Origin of the sequence: Microcoleus sp. Pol12B4 (assembly GCF_036701385.1) — a bacterium.
GTDB lineage: Bacteria > Cyanobacteriota > Cyanobacteriia > Cyanobacteriales > Microcoleaceae > Microcoleus.
Window position 1 is genome coordinate 1 of the sequence record NZ_JAUBQR010000022.1, and the last position, 17,343, is coordinate 17,343.

8 protein-coding genes are annotated in these 17,343 nt (G+C 47.7%); 5 read left to right on the forward strand and 3 right to left on the reverse strand.

All coding sequences use genetic code 11. The annotated features are described in order from the left end of the window. Positions 1-212: 212 nt before the first annotated feature. A complete protein-coding gene (locus QUA38_RS05215; RefSeq protein ID WP_333159816.1) occupies positions 213-938 on the reverse strand; it encodes a DUF502 domain-containing protein in 726 nt (241 codons plus the stop codon). A gap of 1,134 nt (positions 939-2,072) precedes the next feature. Between QUA38_RS05215 and QUA38_RS05220 the strand changes: the two genes are divergently transcribed. Beyond that, the gene (locus QUA38_RS05220; RefSeq protein WP_333159818.1) at positions 2,073-4,907 is read left to right on the forward strand and encodes a PAS domain S-box protein; all 2,835 of its coding nucleotides are present in this window, start codon (positions 2,073-2,075) and stop codon (positions 4,905-4,907) included. A gap of 754 nt (positions 4,908-5,661) precedes the next feature. On the opposite strand, the gene QUA38_RS05225 is transcribed toward QUA38_RS05220, so the two are convergent. Continuing rightward, entirely contained in the window at positions 5,662-5,859 is a 198-nt protein-coding gene (locus tag QUA38_RS05225; protein ID WP_333067027.1) for a hypothetical protein, read from the reverse strand. 382 nt (positions 5,860-6,241) lie between these two features. Here QUA38_RS05225 and QUA38_RS05230 point away from each other — a divergent pair, with 382 nt between their 5' ends. The 4 genes from QUA38_RS05230 to QUA38_RS05245 all read left to right on the forward strand — a co-directional run bounded on the left by QUA38_RS05230 (position 6,242) and on the right by QUA38_RS05245 (position 13,821). Beyond that, positions 6,242-6,595 carry an STAS domain-containing protein gene (locus QUA38_RS05230; protein WP_333159820.1) on the forward strand — a complete coding sequence of 118 codons (354 nt, stop codon included), beginning with the start codon at positions 6,242-6,244 and terminating at the stop codon, positions 6,593-6,595. 140 nt (positions 6,596-6,735) lie between these two features. After that, positions 6,736-9,516, forward strand: coding sequence for a TIGR03960 family B12-binding radical SAM protein (locus tag QUA38_RS05235; RefSeq protein WP_333159822.1), 2,781 nt, complete (start codon positions 6,736-6,738; stop codon positions 9,514-9,516). Positions 9,517-10,838: 1,322 nt separating this feature from the next. Then, on the forward strand, positions 10,839-13,136 hold the full coding sequence (locus QUA38_RS05240) for an Rne/Rng family ribonuclease (RefSeq protein ID WP_333159824.1): 2,298 nt from the start codon (positions 10,839-10,841) through the stop codon (positions 13,134-13,136). Between the two features lies 1 nt (position 13,137). Next, entirely contained in the window at positions 13,138-13,821 is a 684-nt protein-coding gene (locus QUA38_RS05245; RefSeq protein WP_333159872.1) for a ribonuclease HII, read from the forward strand. Between the two features lie 352 nt (positions 13,822-14,173). On the opposite strand, the gene QUA38_RS05250 is transcribed toward QUA38_RS05245, so the two are convergent. Continuing rightward, complete coding sequence (locus QUA38_RS05250; protein ID WP_333159826.1) at positions 14,174-17,167, reverse strand: PAS domain S-box protein; 2,994 nt, start codon at positions 17,165-17,167, stop codon at positions 14,174-14,176. Positions 17,168-17,343 lie beyond the last annotated feature (176 nt).

Below are 17,343 nucleotides of genomic sequence, written 5' to 3' on the forward strand. Positions count from 1 at the left end.
GTTAATTTTCTTGTGCAACTGGCCCGAAAGCCGGTTCTTGAGAATAGTGCAAGATGTGAGGAGCATCTGAGTTTTACTTTTACAGGAGAGCAAGCGGGACGCCTACTATATGTATATATGTAGCGGGCGTCCCGCTTGCTCTCCTAAAAAACGCTTTTTTTTATTCTGATTGAGATGTTCTCTAAAGCTGACCTACAGATAGATGTCCTGGTTCAATCTTCTTGGACTGGGACAGGCTGGTATCTTGATTCGGATACCAAGGGTTCGAGTGTTTTGCCCTTGATGTTTTCGGGAGTTACTGCAATGGAGTTGTTGGGGTTGACGATGCCGCCAGAGATGATGACTTTAAAGGCATCTTCGATCGACATTGACAAATTGACTAAATCTGCTTCGGGGACGATAGCGTACCATCCGGTAGTGGGGTTGGGAGTGGTGGGGATGAAAATGCCGATCGGGGTTTCACCGGAAAGGTGAGGCGGGATATCGTTACTCTCGATCGTACCGGTCACAAATGCTAAAGTCCAGATTCCCCGCCGGGGATATTCCACTAACACCACACGGCGAAATTTGTCGTTTGAGTTGAGGAGGGTTCCCAGCAGTTGTTTGAGGGTTTTGTAAACCGAACCCGCTAGGGGAATTGCCTGCAACACCCGTTCGCCAAAATCTAGCAGCCACTTGCCGAAAATGTTGCGGGCCATTAAACCGATGACTAAGATGCTCAGCAGGGGTACAGCCAGCCCTACTAAAAAATTTAGCAGATTCACCAAAATCGGGTGGAGTCCGTCAAAAGGGTTGATCTGCTTGGGAATTTTGGTGAGAAAATTGATCACCCAACTGGCGACGGTAATTGTCAGCCAGATGGTGGTAGCTAAGGGTATCACTACCAATAGTCCTGCGATCAGGTCGTTTTTTAAGTCTTGTTTGATGCGTTGGAGCACGGCGGGTCAAATCTCCTCGTAACTGGTTGCCAATAACCTGAATAAAGCTGAGACTAAAGCAACTGCACGGGCTTTACTGGAAGTCACCATAGACGATGGTTTTCAATTCTGCTAAACCCTACCCTTTCTGAGGGGGAAGAGTTAGGGATCGCCGGTGCTGTACCTCTATTTTAAAGAATTATTGCAAGTTGGCGCTTGGTTTTAATATATGCGGGCTGTGCAGCAGCTCACCGTATTGTATATTTTAAGACACTTTGGGTCGGTTCAATCAATAAGCCGATCGGTCAGAGGCAGCCAGGGAGTGCAAGTGTAGGGAGTCCAGACAAAATTTTCTGGGATTTGTATAGGAATTTAATTGGTCGATCGAGCTTTCTCAGATTTTGGGCTGGGTGGCACTTCGTTGTACCGAATTCAGGGTAACCTCTGCAGGTTGAGTGCAGTGTCTCTGCCAAAATATATCTTTGGATAGATGCAGTATAACTATTTTTTATTCTAAAAGCGGTGATTTTTGATGGGCGACAGGGATAAACAAAACAACAGTTACCTACCATGCAACAGTTGCATGGTAGGCAAATCCGGCAAAAAGTAAAGCAGACAGACCAGCAACTTTGACTTTTTTGACAGGATTGATCGATATTCAGGAAATAAGGGCAGAACTCAACCGAATTCGAGCTTGAGAGGAGCGGCAAAGCAATATAGAATTAACTTGGGCATCACTACAAAAAAATAATCTGCCAAACGAGGTAGCAGTAGTTAGTAGCAAGCGAGATAAATTACTACATAGCTAGTTGTTTCTAGCCAGAAGTGCGAAACTATTTGTTTAACAGGGTATAGCTAAACTGCTGCATAGAAGCAAGACTCCAGCGATGCCGATTTCTTGGAAGCCGACGAAAGTTAAGGAAAAACAAGCGTACTAGCCGCTCGAGTCAGAGCGGGGATTTACCTCGCTGCAAGCAGCAATAGACTTGATTAGAAGCTAGGATTGAGATATGAATGCTCAACTCATGAAACCAATTGATTTTTACATTTTTTTATGCCATTAAAAACGCAAGACTTTTTTGGGCTTCACTGAACCAGCCGCAGCCCAATCAAATTTTGTTTCCGCTAATTAATATTTAAGTAAAAGGAATTTTTGTGAAAACGCTCAGTATCCTCTTAGTAGAAGACAGCCCCCTAGATGCCGAACTGATTGAGGCATATCTAATGGATGGCGGGCTCCAATTTTCTCTGGTGTGTGTGGAAACTCGAGAAGACTTTGCCACGGCGCTGGAAAAACAACGTTTTGACATTATTTTGGCAGATTATATGCTGCCTTGTTTTAACGGGATAGCTGCGCTGGAAATCGCCCACACTACTTGTCCGGGAGTGCCATTTATTTTTGTTTCGGCTACTTTGGGTGAGGAAGTGGCGATCGAAACTTTGAAAAGCGGCGCTACTGATTATGTTCTCAAACGCCGTTTGATACGGCTGGTACCGTCGATTGAGCGGGCCCTGCGGGAAGTTCAAGAACGGAACGATCGCAAGCAAGCCGAAGCACAGCAGCAGGAAAGCGAGGGTCGATTTCGGATTATGGCAGATACCGCGCCGGTGATGATTTGGATGTCGGGCACTGACCAACTTGGCGATTACTTTAACAAAGTTTGGCTGGAGTTTACCGGTAGAACTTTGGAACAAGAAATGGGTACGGGTTGGATGGAAAACTTGCACCCAGATGACTTGCCAGAATGTCTGGATATTTACCAAAAAGCCTTCGACGCTGGCAGCGAGTACCGGATAGAATGCCGTTTGAGGCGTTATGACGGGGAATACCGCTGGGTTTTGGGTACAGGCGTACCCCGGTACAGGCCCGATCGCGCTTTTGCAGGTTACATCGGTTCTTACATCGATATTAGCGATCGAAAACTGGCAGAACAAGAACGCGCTGCGGCTTTGTCCCGCGAACAAGCAGCGAGGTTGCAAGCAGAAGAAACTGCTAAAGCGCTGCAATTGGCAAACGATAAAATTACGAACATTCTCGAAAGCATTACTGATGCTTTTATTGCTGTTGATTTAAATTGGAACTATACCTATGTTAACCACCAAGCTATGGAGCTGTTAGGCCGACCAAAAGCAGAACTAATTGGTCAAAAAATTTGGGATATATTTCCCGGAGCTGTTGATTTACAGTTTTACAAAATGGCTACCAAAGCATTAGCAGAAAAGGTGACAATCGAGTATGAAGAATTCGTACCGTTATGGAATAAGTGGTTGAAGATGCGTTTTTATCCTTCCGATTCGGGTTTGTCGGGTTACATCCAAGATGTTACCGATCGCAAGCAAACAGAAGCTGCACTCCAAGCTAGCGAAGAAAAACTGAGAATGTTAGCCGAAGCTAACTTGATAGGAATTATCTTTGGGGATGTTAACGGCGGTATCATTGAGGCCAATGATGAATTTTTGCGGATAGTTGGTTACACGCGGGAACAGTTGCAGCGTGGGGAATTAAACTCGATTGACATCACCCCGCCGGAGTACCAGTTTCTCGACAAGAAGGGGATGGCAGAGGCACAAGCAACGGGGGCTTGCACTCCCTATGAAAAGGAATTCTGGAGGAGAGACGGTAGCCGGATTCCGGTGTTGATCGGATATGTTTTGCTGGCCCAAAAGCGGCAAGAATCTGTGGCTTTTATTCTCGACTTGACGGTTGGCAAGCAGTTGGAAAGAGAACTGCACGATCGAGCCCAGGAATTGGCGCGCGCGAACCGGATTAAAGACGAGTTTCTAGGAACTTTGTCCCACGAATTGCGGACGCCGCTGAATGCGATGCTGGGATGGGCACAACTGTTGCGAAACCGCAAGTTTGACGAAAAAACGACTGTTCGGGCTCTGGAAACGATCGACCGCAATACACGGTCGCTGGCAACTCTGATCGAGGATTTGTTGGACGTGTCGCAGATTATTACTGGCAAACTGTCGCTGAATTTGCGGTGGGTGGATGTGATTTCGACTGTTGAGGCTGCTATCGACACTCTGGCGCCCGCGATTGCCGCCAAAAGTATTGAAATTGTGACGGATTTCGACCCCACTACCGGGCGGATTTTTGCCGATTCCGGTCGTTTGCAGCAGGTAGCGTGGAATTTGCTGTCGAATGCGATTAAGTTTACTCCCAATGGCGGACAGGTGAAGGTGGAGGTGCGAAAGATGGAGAGGACTTTGGCCCGTGAGGAATCCGCTTGCTGTAAACAATTGTCGCAGGCTAGTGTCGAAATTGAAGTCAGCGACACGGGACAAGGGATTTCAGAAGAGTTTTTGCCACACGTTTTCGAGCGGTTCAGCCAAGCTGACAGCTCTACAAGGCGATCGTACAACGGATTGGGTTTGGGTTTGGCCCTAGTGCGGCATTTTGTGGAAATGCACGGGGGGACGGTGCAAGCCGAATCAGCCGGGAAGGGAAAAGGCTCGAGGTTTTTAGTGAAATTGCCAATTCAACAGCTTCATTGCGACGCTGGATTGTCTGTTGCTGGACTTGTGGAGCTGGCGATTCCTCAAAGCAGGGCGCGAGCCCCTGTAAAGGACTCTTTTGTCAGCAGCAATCTTTCTGGAGTGCGAGTCTTGGTGGTCGATATCGACGCGGATTCCCTGGATTTTGCGTGTACAGTGCTCGAAGATTGCGGAGCCCAGGTGGAGATTGCTAGCTCTGGCATGGCTGCCCTGGAGGCGATTGAAAGGCTGAATCCGGATGTGTTGGCGATCGATATCGAGATGCAGGCCCCTGATGGAGAGGCTCTGCTGCGGCAAGTGCGATCGCGGATGGTGGACAGGGAAATTCCGGCGTTGGCCTTCACGGCGGTTGGTAGGGTAGAGGAACGGATACGGGCACTGCAGCAAGGTTTTCAAATTTACGTGCCCAAGCCGATCGAGCCTGCTGAGTTGGTCGCGGTGGTGGCAAGTTTGGCGGCGCGATCAAAGATTTTAGAGGTTAGATTTTAGATTGAGTGGGTTTGCAAACTTTGAGGACGCAGGCCGCGACTACAAACCAATTTTTTTGCATTGGAGCGATCGGATAATAATTCTTAGGACTAAGACCAACTGGTATATTAAACAAAAAGATGTAGTGGCGCTTGTACGATATTTCCTAAGCCAAGAGAGCACAAGCGCCACTACATACTTAAAATTTAAGCTTTATTTGTGACAGTTTGCCTGAGTCCTAATTTTGCCGAAAAAATTTCGGTATGAATTAGACTTAGAGCTAATTTGTCAAGGCCCAAAAGTTATAAATTTAATTTAGGTCACAGTGTGTAGTTTTTGATACTCATAGCAGTTTCTAAAAGGAATGCAACTGTAGACAAGTTCCAAACCCTGATAATCATCTGTAGTCCGACTTCTAAAATCAAAAATCTAAAATTGTAGGAGGTGCAGGGACGATCACGCTTAACAGTCTCTCCTAAAATATCAAGTTCAGCAATTAGCTGCTTGATTAAGCATGACTTTTAGTTACAGTTACAATTAACCTAATTTGTCATACCCCAAAAGTTATAAATTTAATTTAAGTCAAAGTTTTTAGCTTTTGAGCAGAGGTGCAGTGACGATCGCCCCTAACACTATTTCCTCAAATATAAAGTTCAGCAACGAGGTGCTTCAGTAGAAAAATATTCGGCCGGCGTAAATGCTTCTAAAACTCCTCTACTGCCCGCCGTGCAAGGATTTTTTTGTTTTGGGCTATGGACTGGTCGCCAACTTTCCACTATCGACGGTTAGATACCAATTGCACCCGGCCGGCATCCATTTCATCCATTAATAACTCTAAAGCCTCATAATCAATATCCGAGATGTACCCCAAACGGGTGAGCTCGTAGTTGATTTCGTTTTCAATGTCAGGCGTCAACTGCTTAATGTAGAGGGCTTTTTCTACAAGTTGACGAATAGCATGAGTTGCTTGCATAGTAAGTCGGAGAACTCCGTACAGTTTAATTTTCCTCTGAAGTGTCGAGGAAACAGGTGATCTAGATCAGAACTAATAAGTGATTTAAATTACATTGTTCAGTTTTATCTAACAGCTAGGGCAAAGTCGATCGCAATTTTTAGAGTTACCAAGACTCAAGGTGCTGGCCTTAATAAAAAATAGTATAGTAGCTTACGTTTCCTGCCCAAATCTTACGCAAAATTTCATAAAAAAGAGGCAATAAATAAAGATTCAGTAAAACTACTGAAAAAACTGGTCGATTTCCCTCAGAGCAAGTTAGCCTCAGAGTAATCAAGTAGGTTTAGGCTTACACCTGTCCAGCACAGTAGTTGAAAATACGTAGCAACCATAGGTTTGACATATGCAGACACTTCTTGCCCATAAACCAATTACGGTGATTCGACCCCTAGACCACCTGAATGCAGCCACCTGCGGAGAATTCGGACGGCAACTAATGACAGCAATTGCAGCCCCTGGGGTGGTAGCGGTACTCGTAGATTTGGGCGCAGTAAAATTTATTGACAGTGCCGGTTTGATGGCATTGGTTTCGGGCCTCAAGCAGGCGAAAAAAATGGGGCGCAGGTTTAGTCTCTGCTCAGTATCTCCCGGGATTAAGATGATTCTGGAACTCAGCCAACTCGATCGAGTGTTTGAAATATTTGAAAATGTCGATAGCTTTGAAGCCGAAAACTCCTGCGTAAACCAGCACTGGTAGAGGTGACTCCTAGGCGAAAACAAGCAACAAAACACAGCAAATTCGGTTAAATGCCCGAAAAGACAGGCTACTGTCGTTGGCGTGTTGGCAGATTTTAAGGTAGGCTGCTTAAGAGTCGCAAATATTTAGCGAGTCGAGCCGTGGCAGTAAAAGTCGAAGAATTACTTACAGCAGACATTAATCAGCCTGCTCGTTATCTGGGAAACGAATTGGGATCTACGCACAAGCCTTGGGACGAGGCTTTGGTGCGCTGGGTTCTCACTTACCCAGAAGTTTATGAAGTTGGTGCTTCCAATCTGGGGCACATCATCCTTTACAACATTTTGAACGCAGGGCCGAGACAGTTGTGCGATCGAGCTTATTTGCCCGCACCAGACTTGGCAGCAAAACTGCGATCGACCAAAACTCCGCTGTTTGCCGTAGAATCGAGGCGATCGCTCACAGAATTTGATATTCTGGGCTTCAGCCTCAGCTACGAACTCGGAGCCACAAACATTCTGGAAATGCTGGATTTAGCTGGCATTCCCCTAACTTGGCAAGAAAGAGCGACAAATCCCCAAAACGGTGTTCAAATTCCACTGATTTTCGCTGGCGGGCAAACGGCAACTTCTAACCCCGAACCCTACGCGGACTTTTTTGACTTCATCGCTTTGGGTGATGGAGAAGAGTTGCTGCCAGAAATTGGCTTGATTTTGGCAGAAGGCAAAACTAATAATTTGAGCCGAGAAGCATTGCTGCTGGATTTAGCGCAAATTCCAGGCGTCTACGTCCCGCAATTCTACGATATGGCGGCCGACGGTTCTGTTCATCCCAACCGCCCGCAAGTTCCAGAACGAATTCTGCGCCGCGTGGCAACTCCGATACCAGCTTATTCGATCGGGCTGGTTCCCTACGTCCAGACAGTACACGACAGACTGACAGTAGAAATCCGTCGGGGATGCACCCGCGGCTGTCGCTTCTGTCAGCCGGGAATGCTGACTCGTCCCGCGCGCGATGTCGAACCGCAGCAAGTCGTAGAGGCGATCGAACAGGGGATGCAAGCCACCGGGCACAGCGAGTTTTCCCTGCTTTCCCTGAGTTGTTCCGACTATCTGGCACTCCCAGCAGTCGGGATGGAAATCAAAAATCGCCTGAAAGATAAAAATATTTCTCTGTCTCTACCCAGCCAGCGGGTTGACAGATTTGACGATAATATTGCCGACATTCTCGGCGGTACCCGACAAGGCGGTTTGACTTTTGCCCCGGAAGCTGGTACTCAGCGGATGCGCGACATCGTTAACAAAGGTTTGACCAACGAAGAATTGCTTCGGGGTGTCAAAACTGCGGTCGATCGCGGCTGGGATAAAATCAAGCTGTATTTTATGATCGGTTTGCCCGGAGAAACAGATTTTGATGTTCTGGGCATCGCCGAAACAGTCCGCTGGCTGCACCGGGAATGCAGGCTGGATGGCCGGCGGGGACTGACTTTTAACTTGACAATTTCTAATTTTACGCCTAAGCCTCACACTCCTTTTCAGTGGCACTCGGTTTCTACTGCTGAGTTTTCCCGCAAGCAAAAACTCCTGAAGGCAGAATTTCGAGGGATGCGGGGCGTCAAGGTGAATTACACTGATGTGCGAATTTCGGCAATGGAGGATTTTGTCGGACGGGGCGATCGACGTTTGGCTACTGTAGTCCGCCGCGCTTGGGAACTTGGCGCGGGTATGGATGCGTGGTGGGAAAGCTTAGATCAGGCATATAAAGCTTGGACTCAGGCTATAGATGAATCGGGCCTTACCTGGAAATACCGCCAAGTTGAAAGTGGGGAGTGGAATCTTTTTGAGAAGGAAGAGGAGAAGGAAGAAGAAAGAAGGAAGAAGGAAGAAGGAAGACAAATGCAGGAAGATTTTCCCACTTCTCCGGATCTCCCCCTTTCCCCCTCCCCCTCTCTCCCCCTCTCTCTCGATCAGGCCCTGCCTTGGGATCACTTAGATACGGGGATCGACAAAAACTGGCTGAAAATTGACTTGCAAAAGGCTTTAGAAGCAGCGACGGTTCCAGACTGTTCCTTTGAAGGGTGTTCGCGCTGCGGGGTGTGTGGCACCGATTTCGGACACAATGTGGTTGTGGATGCGCTGCCAATTCCTGAATTTGCTGGGGAGTTTGTCCCGAATACGGAGCGGAAACAGCGTTTGCGGGTTTGGTTCGGGAAGGTGGGCGATATGGCTTTGGTTGGTCATTTGGATTTGATCCGATTGTTCGATCGAGTAGTCCGCAGAGCCGATTTGCCGATTTCGTTTACCGGGGGATTTCACCCGAACCCTCGGATTTCTCTGGCAAATGCTCTGCCTCTGGGTGTTACCAGCACTGGGGAAATTGCTGACTTTGAGCTGACTGAGCCGATCGATATTGAGAGTTTTCGGGAAAAGTTGGCCGCTAAGCTGCCGGAAAATATTCCGATTTACAAGGTTGAGTCGATCGATCTCAAGGCTCCTTCTGCTAACCAGTTGTTAGAAGCAGCGGAGTACGTGATTACTGTGGGTGTAGGGGGCTCGTTGACAGAAAATGGTGCATTAGACCAGGAAAATTCTGCTCCTGTCTCCGTGGCTCCTGATGCCAACTGGAAAGCTTGGGTCAAGACGATCGCCGAAACAGAGGCTTTTTGGCGGGTGCATACTACTAAGTCGGGAAAGACGCAGGATATCAATTTGCGCGAAAGGCTGCACAAACTAGAACTTGTACAGCCGAAACCAGACAGCAGCACCTCTGCTAGGAGTGCTACATCCGAAGGTAGAGCCGTCTTGCGCTATACCGGCAGTTGTCGCAGCGACGGCAACGTTCTCAAACCAGAACATATTGTTTTCATGCTCGAACAAGTCAGCCAGCAGGAAATTCAGCTTCTGCAGGTTGAGCGTAGTCAGCTAATCCTGGGTTATGGTTAAAATAGGGGAGCTGTGGTGGAATATTTCACCTTCGGCTCTCGATCGGGATGTGTCGTTTCACGCTATAATCGCTTGTTATGGAAGCCACGGCGGCTCGAGCGCTTTAGTCGCTCGCCGCCCTCGTCAACCAGCAACGCGGGCTGGGTGCAAATTGCTTCTGTTCAAGACTTCAAGCCTTTTGGTTGTAAATTCACGGGCTAAATCTAGCGCCAAACCCGCAGGAGCGGGGTCTGAACCAAATTTAGCGATTAATTTCGATTGCTCGACTGGTTGTCGGTTGTCGGCTTACTCAAAAATCTCACGGTTCAAACCGCAGAGCGGGTATTCAACAATAGATGTTTTTGACGGGTCAAAAAACAGAGATAAGCTCCCGACTTAATTCGGGAAGAACCAAAAATTTTAGATTTTAGATTAAAGTTCCAGCTCCCAGATTTATCCGTGGAGTCAATCTAAAATCTAAAATCTAAAATCTAAAATCGACTGACTCGTCAAAAAATGGAGATAAGCCCCCGACTTAATTCGTGGAGAACCAAAAATTTTAGATTTTAGACTTTAGTTCAATCTTCCAGATTCATCTGTGGAGTCAATCTAAAATCTAAAATTTAAAATCTAAAATTGAGTGAACCGTCAAAAAACGGAGATAAGCCCCCGACTTAATTCGTGGAGAACCAAAATTTTAGATTTTAGACTAAATTTGAATCTCCAAGATTCATCTGTGGAGTCAATCTAAAATCTAAAATCTAAAATCTAAAATCGACTGACAAGGTTTTAGGGTTGGCAGGGGCGGAGGTTGCAGTCGAATGCCAAACTGGGGTGTGTTGAGTGCGATGGCGCAAGAATTCAACAAAAGTCTAGGCGCTTTCACTCCTACCTACTTTCGCTCAAAACCAGCCCTCAACCACCACGCAAGCGGAGTTATCAGTTCGGAGTGTTAAGTTGTGTGTTAAGAAATTGGTACGGTGTCAATGAATTTATTCGCTGAGTTCAAAGGAAGAGTTGTAAGTGTTGAATTTTGAGTATTGATTTCGCAATTCTCAACTCAAATCTCAATATGGCTAACTCGATAAAAACCTCCTTATTTCTATCTCTCAGATTTATCTGCTGAGCATAACTCATAACTCTGTACGGGCGGGTTTAACTACTTTATCTGTAACAGTTAACACTGAACAGTTAACAGTGAACGGTCAACAGTTAACTTTCCTTCCACCCTGCACCAACTCACAGCTAATAACTCTTCAAGCTACTACTAATTACAGTCTAAGTCAGAGGCACTGTTGTGCGTAAGTGTCTCTAACTTGCTGCCAGTTTTTTGAGGAAATTGAATGACAAAGCAGATAGTTATAGCAGAGCAGCATCGCATTGCTGCCGTCTTTTCAGAAGATCAAATCCAAGAACTTGTGGTAGCCACAGGCAGCCACCAAGTCAGTGACATTTATTTGGGAATCGTTGAAAATGTACTCCCTGGGATAGATGCGGCATTCGTCAATATTGGCGACCCAGAACGTAACGGGTTTATGCACGTCACAGACCTCGGTCCGCTGCGGCTTAAACGCTCGGCCGGAGCAATTACAGAACTCCTGACCCCCCAGCAAAAAGTGGTGGTACAGGTAATGAAAGAACCGACGGGCAGCAAAGGCCCCCGGCTGACAGGCAACATTACCCTGCCGGGCCGCTATTTGGTACTGATGCCCTATGGCAGGGGAGTCAATCTCTCGCGGCGGATCAAGTCCGAAGCCGAGCGCAACCGCCTCAGAGCTCTGGCAATTTTGGTGAAACCGGCCGGAATGGGGCTGCTGGTACGCACCGAAGCTGAAGGGATGACGGAAGAAGCGATCATGGAAGATTTGGAAGTCCTCCAAAAACAGTGGGAAGCCGTTCAACTCGAAGGCGGTACTTCGCGGGCACCGGCACTGCTCAACCGGGATGACGATTTTATCCAGCGGGTGCTGCGAGATATGTTCAGCGGTGACGTGAATCGGATTGTGGTGGACTCGCAAAATGGAATTAAGCGGGTGAAGCAGCAGTTGATGAGCTGGAACGGCGGTAAACTTCCTGCGGGAGTTTTGATCGACCACCACCGAGAGCGCGCCTCGATTTTAGAATTTTTCCGGGTTAACGCTGCGATTCGAGAAGCCCTCAGACCAAGGGTGGATTTGCCTTCGGGCGGTTATGTGATTATCGAGCCGACTGAGGCGCTGACGGTGATCGATGTTAACTCTGGCTCGTTTACTCGATCGGCGACGGCTCGGGAAACGGTACTCTGGACAAATTGCGAAGCAGCCACGGAAATTGCTAGACAACTGCGGTTACGCAATATTGCCGGGGTGATTATTGTTGACTTTATTGACATGGAATCCCGCCGCGATCAGTTGCAGGTGCTGGAACATTTCAATAAAGCTCTCAAAGCTGACAAAGCTCGACCGCAAATCGCTCAACTGTCGGAATTGGGTCTGGTAGAACTGACTCGCAAGCGCCAAGGTCAAAATATTTACGAGTTGTTTGGTCACAGTTGTCCGACTTGCAGCGGGTTGGGTCATCTGGTGCAACTCCCCGGAGAAGAAGACTTCGCCGCAGCGGTGCGGGAATCGGGCGATCGTACCGTGGCTACGTCGAATCGCGTTTTGTTGAATTTGCCTGAAGGATTGGAACGCCGCAGCTTGACGCCTGTGGCGGCTGCAACTCCTGCCCCAGTGCGGGAAGAACGCCCCCCCGAACCTGCTCGGGCTGCTTGGGAACCTCAAAGCGAAAGTTTGGATTTTGAGACTGGCAGCAACGCCTCACCTTTGGACTTGCTCAACCATCCCAGCTATCAGGATTTGGGGAACGGAACTAGACGCCGCCGTCGCCGCCGGATCGGCGAAGAGCCTTTTGCTCTCCCGGCGGAGGAGGAACCGGTACGCAGCAAGTTGCGACTGCCGAATACTTCGAGCGCGCCTGTAGCGGATACGCGCTCTGAGTATCTTGCACCCCCCGGCATCCGGGCGGCTTCGGAGGGCTTCGGGCTAGTGAATATGGCGACTGTTGGCAGGCGCGAGGATTTCGAGCGTGTGCGTCCGGCTAAGTCTGAGTTGATGAAGCCGATGGTGGAGCCTCCAGAGGTGATTTCGGTGGAAATGACAGCGGAGGAGCAGGATGTTTATGCTCTGATGGGGGTTTCTCCTTTGGTGCTTACTGATCGCAGCGTGAAAAATCCTAAGAATGCGATCGTTTCGGTGACTCTTCCGGGAGCGGCCCCGAACAAGCCGCCTTTCGAGCAGCTCGAATTTGAATTTGAAGCGACTACGCCTGCACAGAATGTTGAGGAACGGGATTATTATCCCGAAAGGTCGGTAGTTGAGCCTGTTTTTTCTGAGGAGGATGATGATGATACCCAAATTTATGGCGAGAGTCTGATCGACGAAACTGATGATTTTGATCAGATTGAGGAACCCAGCGATGTGATGGGCGAATCCCATGAGCCGATCGAATCCTATGAGCCGATCGAATCCCATGAGCCGATCGAATCCCATGAGCCGATCGAATCCCATGAGCCGATCGAATCCAGCCAACTCAGCCAACCTGATGAGCCTGCTATCAACCGTCGCCGACGCCGCCGCTCGTCAGCCGTTGTGGATGAGTGATATGAAGTCAGAGGGAAGAGGGAAGAAGTCAGAGGGAAGAGAGAAGAAGGAAGAAGTAGAAATTTTTACTCTCTTCCCATCTTTCCATCTTTCCCTTTCCTCCTCTCCCTCGAACACTCTAGTAATTGCAGGTGTGGATGAAGTCGGACGAGGCGCTTTGTTCGGGCCGGTGGTGGCTGCAGCCTGCATTTTGCCCGACGAAGCTCTCGGTGAATTAGCAAGTTGCGGGGTGCGCGACAGCAAGCAGTTGAGTTCCGCAGCCCGGAGTCGGTTAGCCGTAAAAATCCGGGCTGTAGCGGTTGACTGTCAAATTGGTGCGGCTTCGGTGCGGGAGATTGATCGCCTCAATATTTTGCAGGCTTCTTTGTTGGCGATGAAACGGGCGATTTTGAAGTTGAAGGTGACGCCGGATTTGTGTTTGGTTGATGGGAATCAAAGGATTCCCAATTTGGCGATCGAGCAAGAGACGATGATCAAGGGTGATGCGCGATCGATTCAGATTGCTGCTGCTAGTATTGTGGCGAAAGTTTGGCGCGATGAATTAATAGTACGTTTGGCTGTTAAGTATCCTGAATATGACTTGACAAATAACAAGGGATACGGTACTGCTAAACATAAATTGGCTTTGGAACGCTGCGGTGTATCTGTCTTTCACCGACAATCTTTTAGTCCTTGTCAAAAATAGTTAGTTTTATCTCACATCTTGCACCATTCTCAACTAGCCCTTGCATTTTTTCCCAAAATGTGAAATAAAGGGAACAGAAACAATCAGGTAGGTCAATGTTAACCATTCTTAAACAGTAAGTACCACTATTATTAGTCGCTTTCTCAATCATTACCAATGGTAAGTGGGGACAGTAATTCGAGTTGTGATAAAAGCCAGGGTTTCAGCAATACAGAACATACGCAAAACTTCTCTATGTAGGGTTCCATACCCACGGCACCTTATCGCTTTAGTCAGATCGAGTTTTATGAGGACTTTAGTCCTCACTACAAACCGCGACTCTTATCGGAAATGCGATCGCCCAGATCGCACTTTAGGATTGTTTTATCGGTTGTTCGATCGGCAATTCTATGATAAACTCTGCTCCGTGGCCGAGTGCAGACACGCAGCTAAGTTTACCACCGTGTTCTTGGACAACTTTGTAGGAAATTGACAAGCCTAAGCCGGTGCCTTTGTCAGCGGGTTTGGTGGTAAAAAAAGCCTCGAATAACTGCTGGGAAACTTCTTCTGGCATACCGGGGCCGTTGTCAGAAATCCTAATTACAGCATGGGAATTTTGGACTTCTGTTCTAATTTTAATCTTGCTGCGGTTAGCTTTGACTTCGGCAACTGAACGCCCGTCGTTGTATTCCTCGATCGCGTCGATCGCATTTCCGATCAAATTCATAAATACCTGATTGACTTTCCCGGCATAACACTCAACCAAAGGCAAATTTCCATAATCCTTAATTACCGCAATTTCGGGATAGTTGCCTCTGGCTTTCAGGCGGCTTTGCAGGATCAGCAGCGTTCCTTCAATCCCTTCGTGCAGGTTAACTTTACTCATTTGAGAATCGTCTTTGCGGGAGAAATTTCTGAGCGATCGCACGATTTCCCGAATGCGATCGGCCCCTACCTGCATCGAAGACATCGCTTTCGGCAAATCTTCTAACAGAAACTCTAATTCGATATCCTTAATTTGATTTTGAATTGCTGCCGGCGGCTGCGGGCAGTGCTTCTGGTACATATCGAGCAAATTCAGCAAATCTTCCGTGTAATGGCCGACGTGAACGAGATTGCCGCAGACGCTGCTAACAGGATTGTTAATTTCGTGAGCGACACCGGCTACCATTTGACCGAGAGTAGACATTTTCTCAGTGTGAATCAATTGAGCTTGAGTTTGCTGCAATTCGTGCAAAGTATTTTCAAGTTGAAGTTTTTGTTGGGTTAACTCTGTTTGCGATCGCAGCAAAGCTTCTTCACTGCGTTTCTGCTCGGAAATATCAGTAATTAAGCCTTCCAAAGCTATCAATTCTCCCGAGTCGGAAAACACTCCCAAACCTTGCTCCCAAACCCATTTTAATTCGCCATTTTTAGAAGTAATGCGGTAATTTAGCTGATAGGGTCGATTTTCTTGCAAGGCAACTTGCACGGCATTCCACAAATTATCGCGATCGTCCGGGTGAGTCAATTCCGATATAGAAACTTCCCGAGTGCCGATAAATTCTTCAGGAGAATAGCCAGCTAACTGATAGCAACCTTCGCTGACAAACTCCATACTGCGATCGGCATCGTTGCGAAAACGGTAGGCCATTCCCGGCAAATTGCTCATCAGCGTCGCCAAGGCCCGCTGGCTTTCCCGTAGGGCTTCTTCGGCGTGTTTGCGATCGGTAATATCCGTCATCACCCCCAGCATACAGAGTTCGCCGTCCAAATTAATCAATTCTGCTGACAGCAAACACACCACTACCGATCCCGACTTCATCCGAAACTCGCACTCCTGATTGCGAACAACACCTTGTTCGTGCAAGCTTTGCCTAAAATTAACTCGGTCTTCAGGCCTTACCCAAATATTTAACCCCGGTACTGTATTCCAGGTCGTTTCTTCTAAATCGTAACCAGTCATCGACAGAAAACTATCATTAACTTCAATAAAACGACCCTCAGAAAAAGTAGTAATTATCATCGGATCGGGACTCGATCGAAAAGCCTTAGAAAACTTTTCTTCCGATAACCTCAACTTTTTAATAGCCTCTTCCAACTGACTTGTGCGCTCTTTAACCCGGCATTCCAATACCTCATTAGCCTGCTTCAGGGCTTCCTCAGCCTGCACCCGATCAGTGATATCGCGCACCACGCCTTGCAGCCCTATTTTGCCGCCGATATCCATAGAAGTTAGCAGCACTTCCGCCGGAAACTCAGAACCATCCAAACGACAGTGCCGCCAGTCAAAACGGCAATTTCCCGATCGCATAGCCGTATTAATGCGCTCTTGATAAAGACTCATAGAATCTTGTCCGTCCGGTTGCAACGGCGGGCTAAAATCTGCAGGATGCTTGCCGCAAAACTCCGACTCAGTGCTGCATCCAAATAACTTTAAAGTAGCCGGATTGCAATCCAAAAAACCCTCTTCATCTAGGAGCATTACCGCATCAGTCGTCGATTCGTACAAAGTGCGAAACTTTTTTTCCGACGCCTGCAAAGAAGCAATCAACTGCATCTTTTCCTCAGCCGCCCGCTTTTGCTCAGTAATATCCTGCATTACTTGAGAAAAGCCCTGCAACTTTCCCCTTTCATCGCGCAAAGGAGTAACAATAATATTCGCCCAAAATCGCGATCCGTCTTTGCGAAGCCGCCAGCCTTCATTTTCGTATCGACCTTCTGCCACTGCCCTGATTAATTTTTCTTGGGGCTTGCCAATTTCAAGATCTTGTTTCGTGAAAAAACACTCCGACTTATTGCCCACTATTTCATGAGATCTGTATCCAAAAATGCGTTCTGCACCCGAATTCCAGCTAGCTACATACCCCTCAGTATCTAACATGAATATAGCGTAATCCTTAACGCCTTCAATTATTAAGCGCAGGCGTTCTTCGCTTTCTCGAAGTGCAGATTCTGCTTGCTTGCGCTGGGTGATATCTTCTACAAAACCTTCGTAGTAGAGTAATTTACCCGCTTCATCGCAGACAGCCCGCGCATTTTCAGCGATCCAAATTATTGTTCCGTCCCGCCGATAAATCTGCGACTCAAAATCCGATACGATACCCTGTCGTTGCAAAGCAGAAACAAACTGATCGCGCCGATCGGGATTGACGTAAAGCTGATCGCTGATATCAGTCAGACAGCCCATCAATTCTGCGGCGGAATTGTATCCGTAGATGCGAGCCAAAGCTGGGTTAGCGCTGATGTAGCGACCGTCTTGGGTTGTTTGAAAAATGCCCGACACCGCATTTTCAAACATACTATAATATTTTGCTTCCATTTGGTGCAGTGCCTCCGCGACATTCAGGCATTCTATCGCTTTATTTCCTAATTTTTGATTTCCCACTTGTGAATACCCTGCTCTTGTGTGTGAGTTGAATATTTTTGGTCTACCGCCTCTTAAATTTGAGCCGTTTGTTAGGCTGAAAGATGGTGTGTCGCAGCCGGAGACGAGTGTGTTGATTCATCTGTCCAACGGGGCTGTTAGTTGTTAGTCGTTGCTGCGGAAAGTTTAGTTGATCG

Bases quoted from the DNA above. Each gene is read 5' to 3' on its own strand.
- QUA38_RS05225 (WP_333067027.1), bottom strand. From the start codon at position 5,859: ATGCAAGCAACTCATGCTATTCGTCAACTTGTAGAAAAAGCCCTCTAC.
- QUA38_RS05230 (WP_333159820.1), top strand. From the start codon at position 6,242: ATGCAGACACTTCTTGCCCATAAACCAATTACGGTGATTCGACCCCTA.
- QUA38_RS05240 (WP_333159824.1), top strand. From the start codon at position 10,839: ATGACAAAGCAGATAGTTATAGCAGAGCAGCATCGCATTGCTGCCGTC.
- QUA38_RS05245 (WP_333159872.1), top strand. From the start codon at position 13,138: ATGAAGTCAGAGGGAAGAGGGAAGAAGTCAGAGGGAAGAGAGAAGAAG.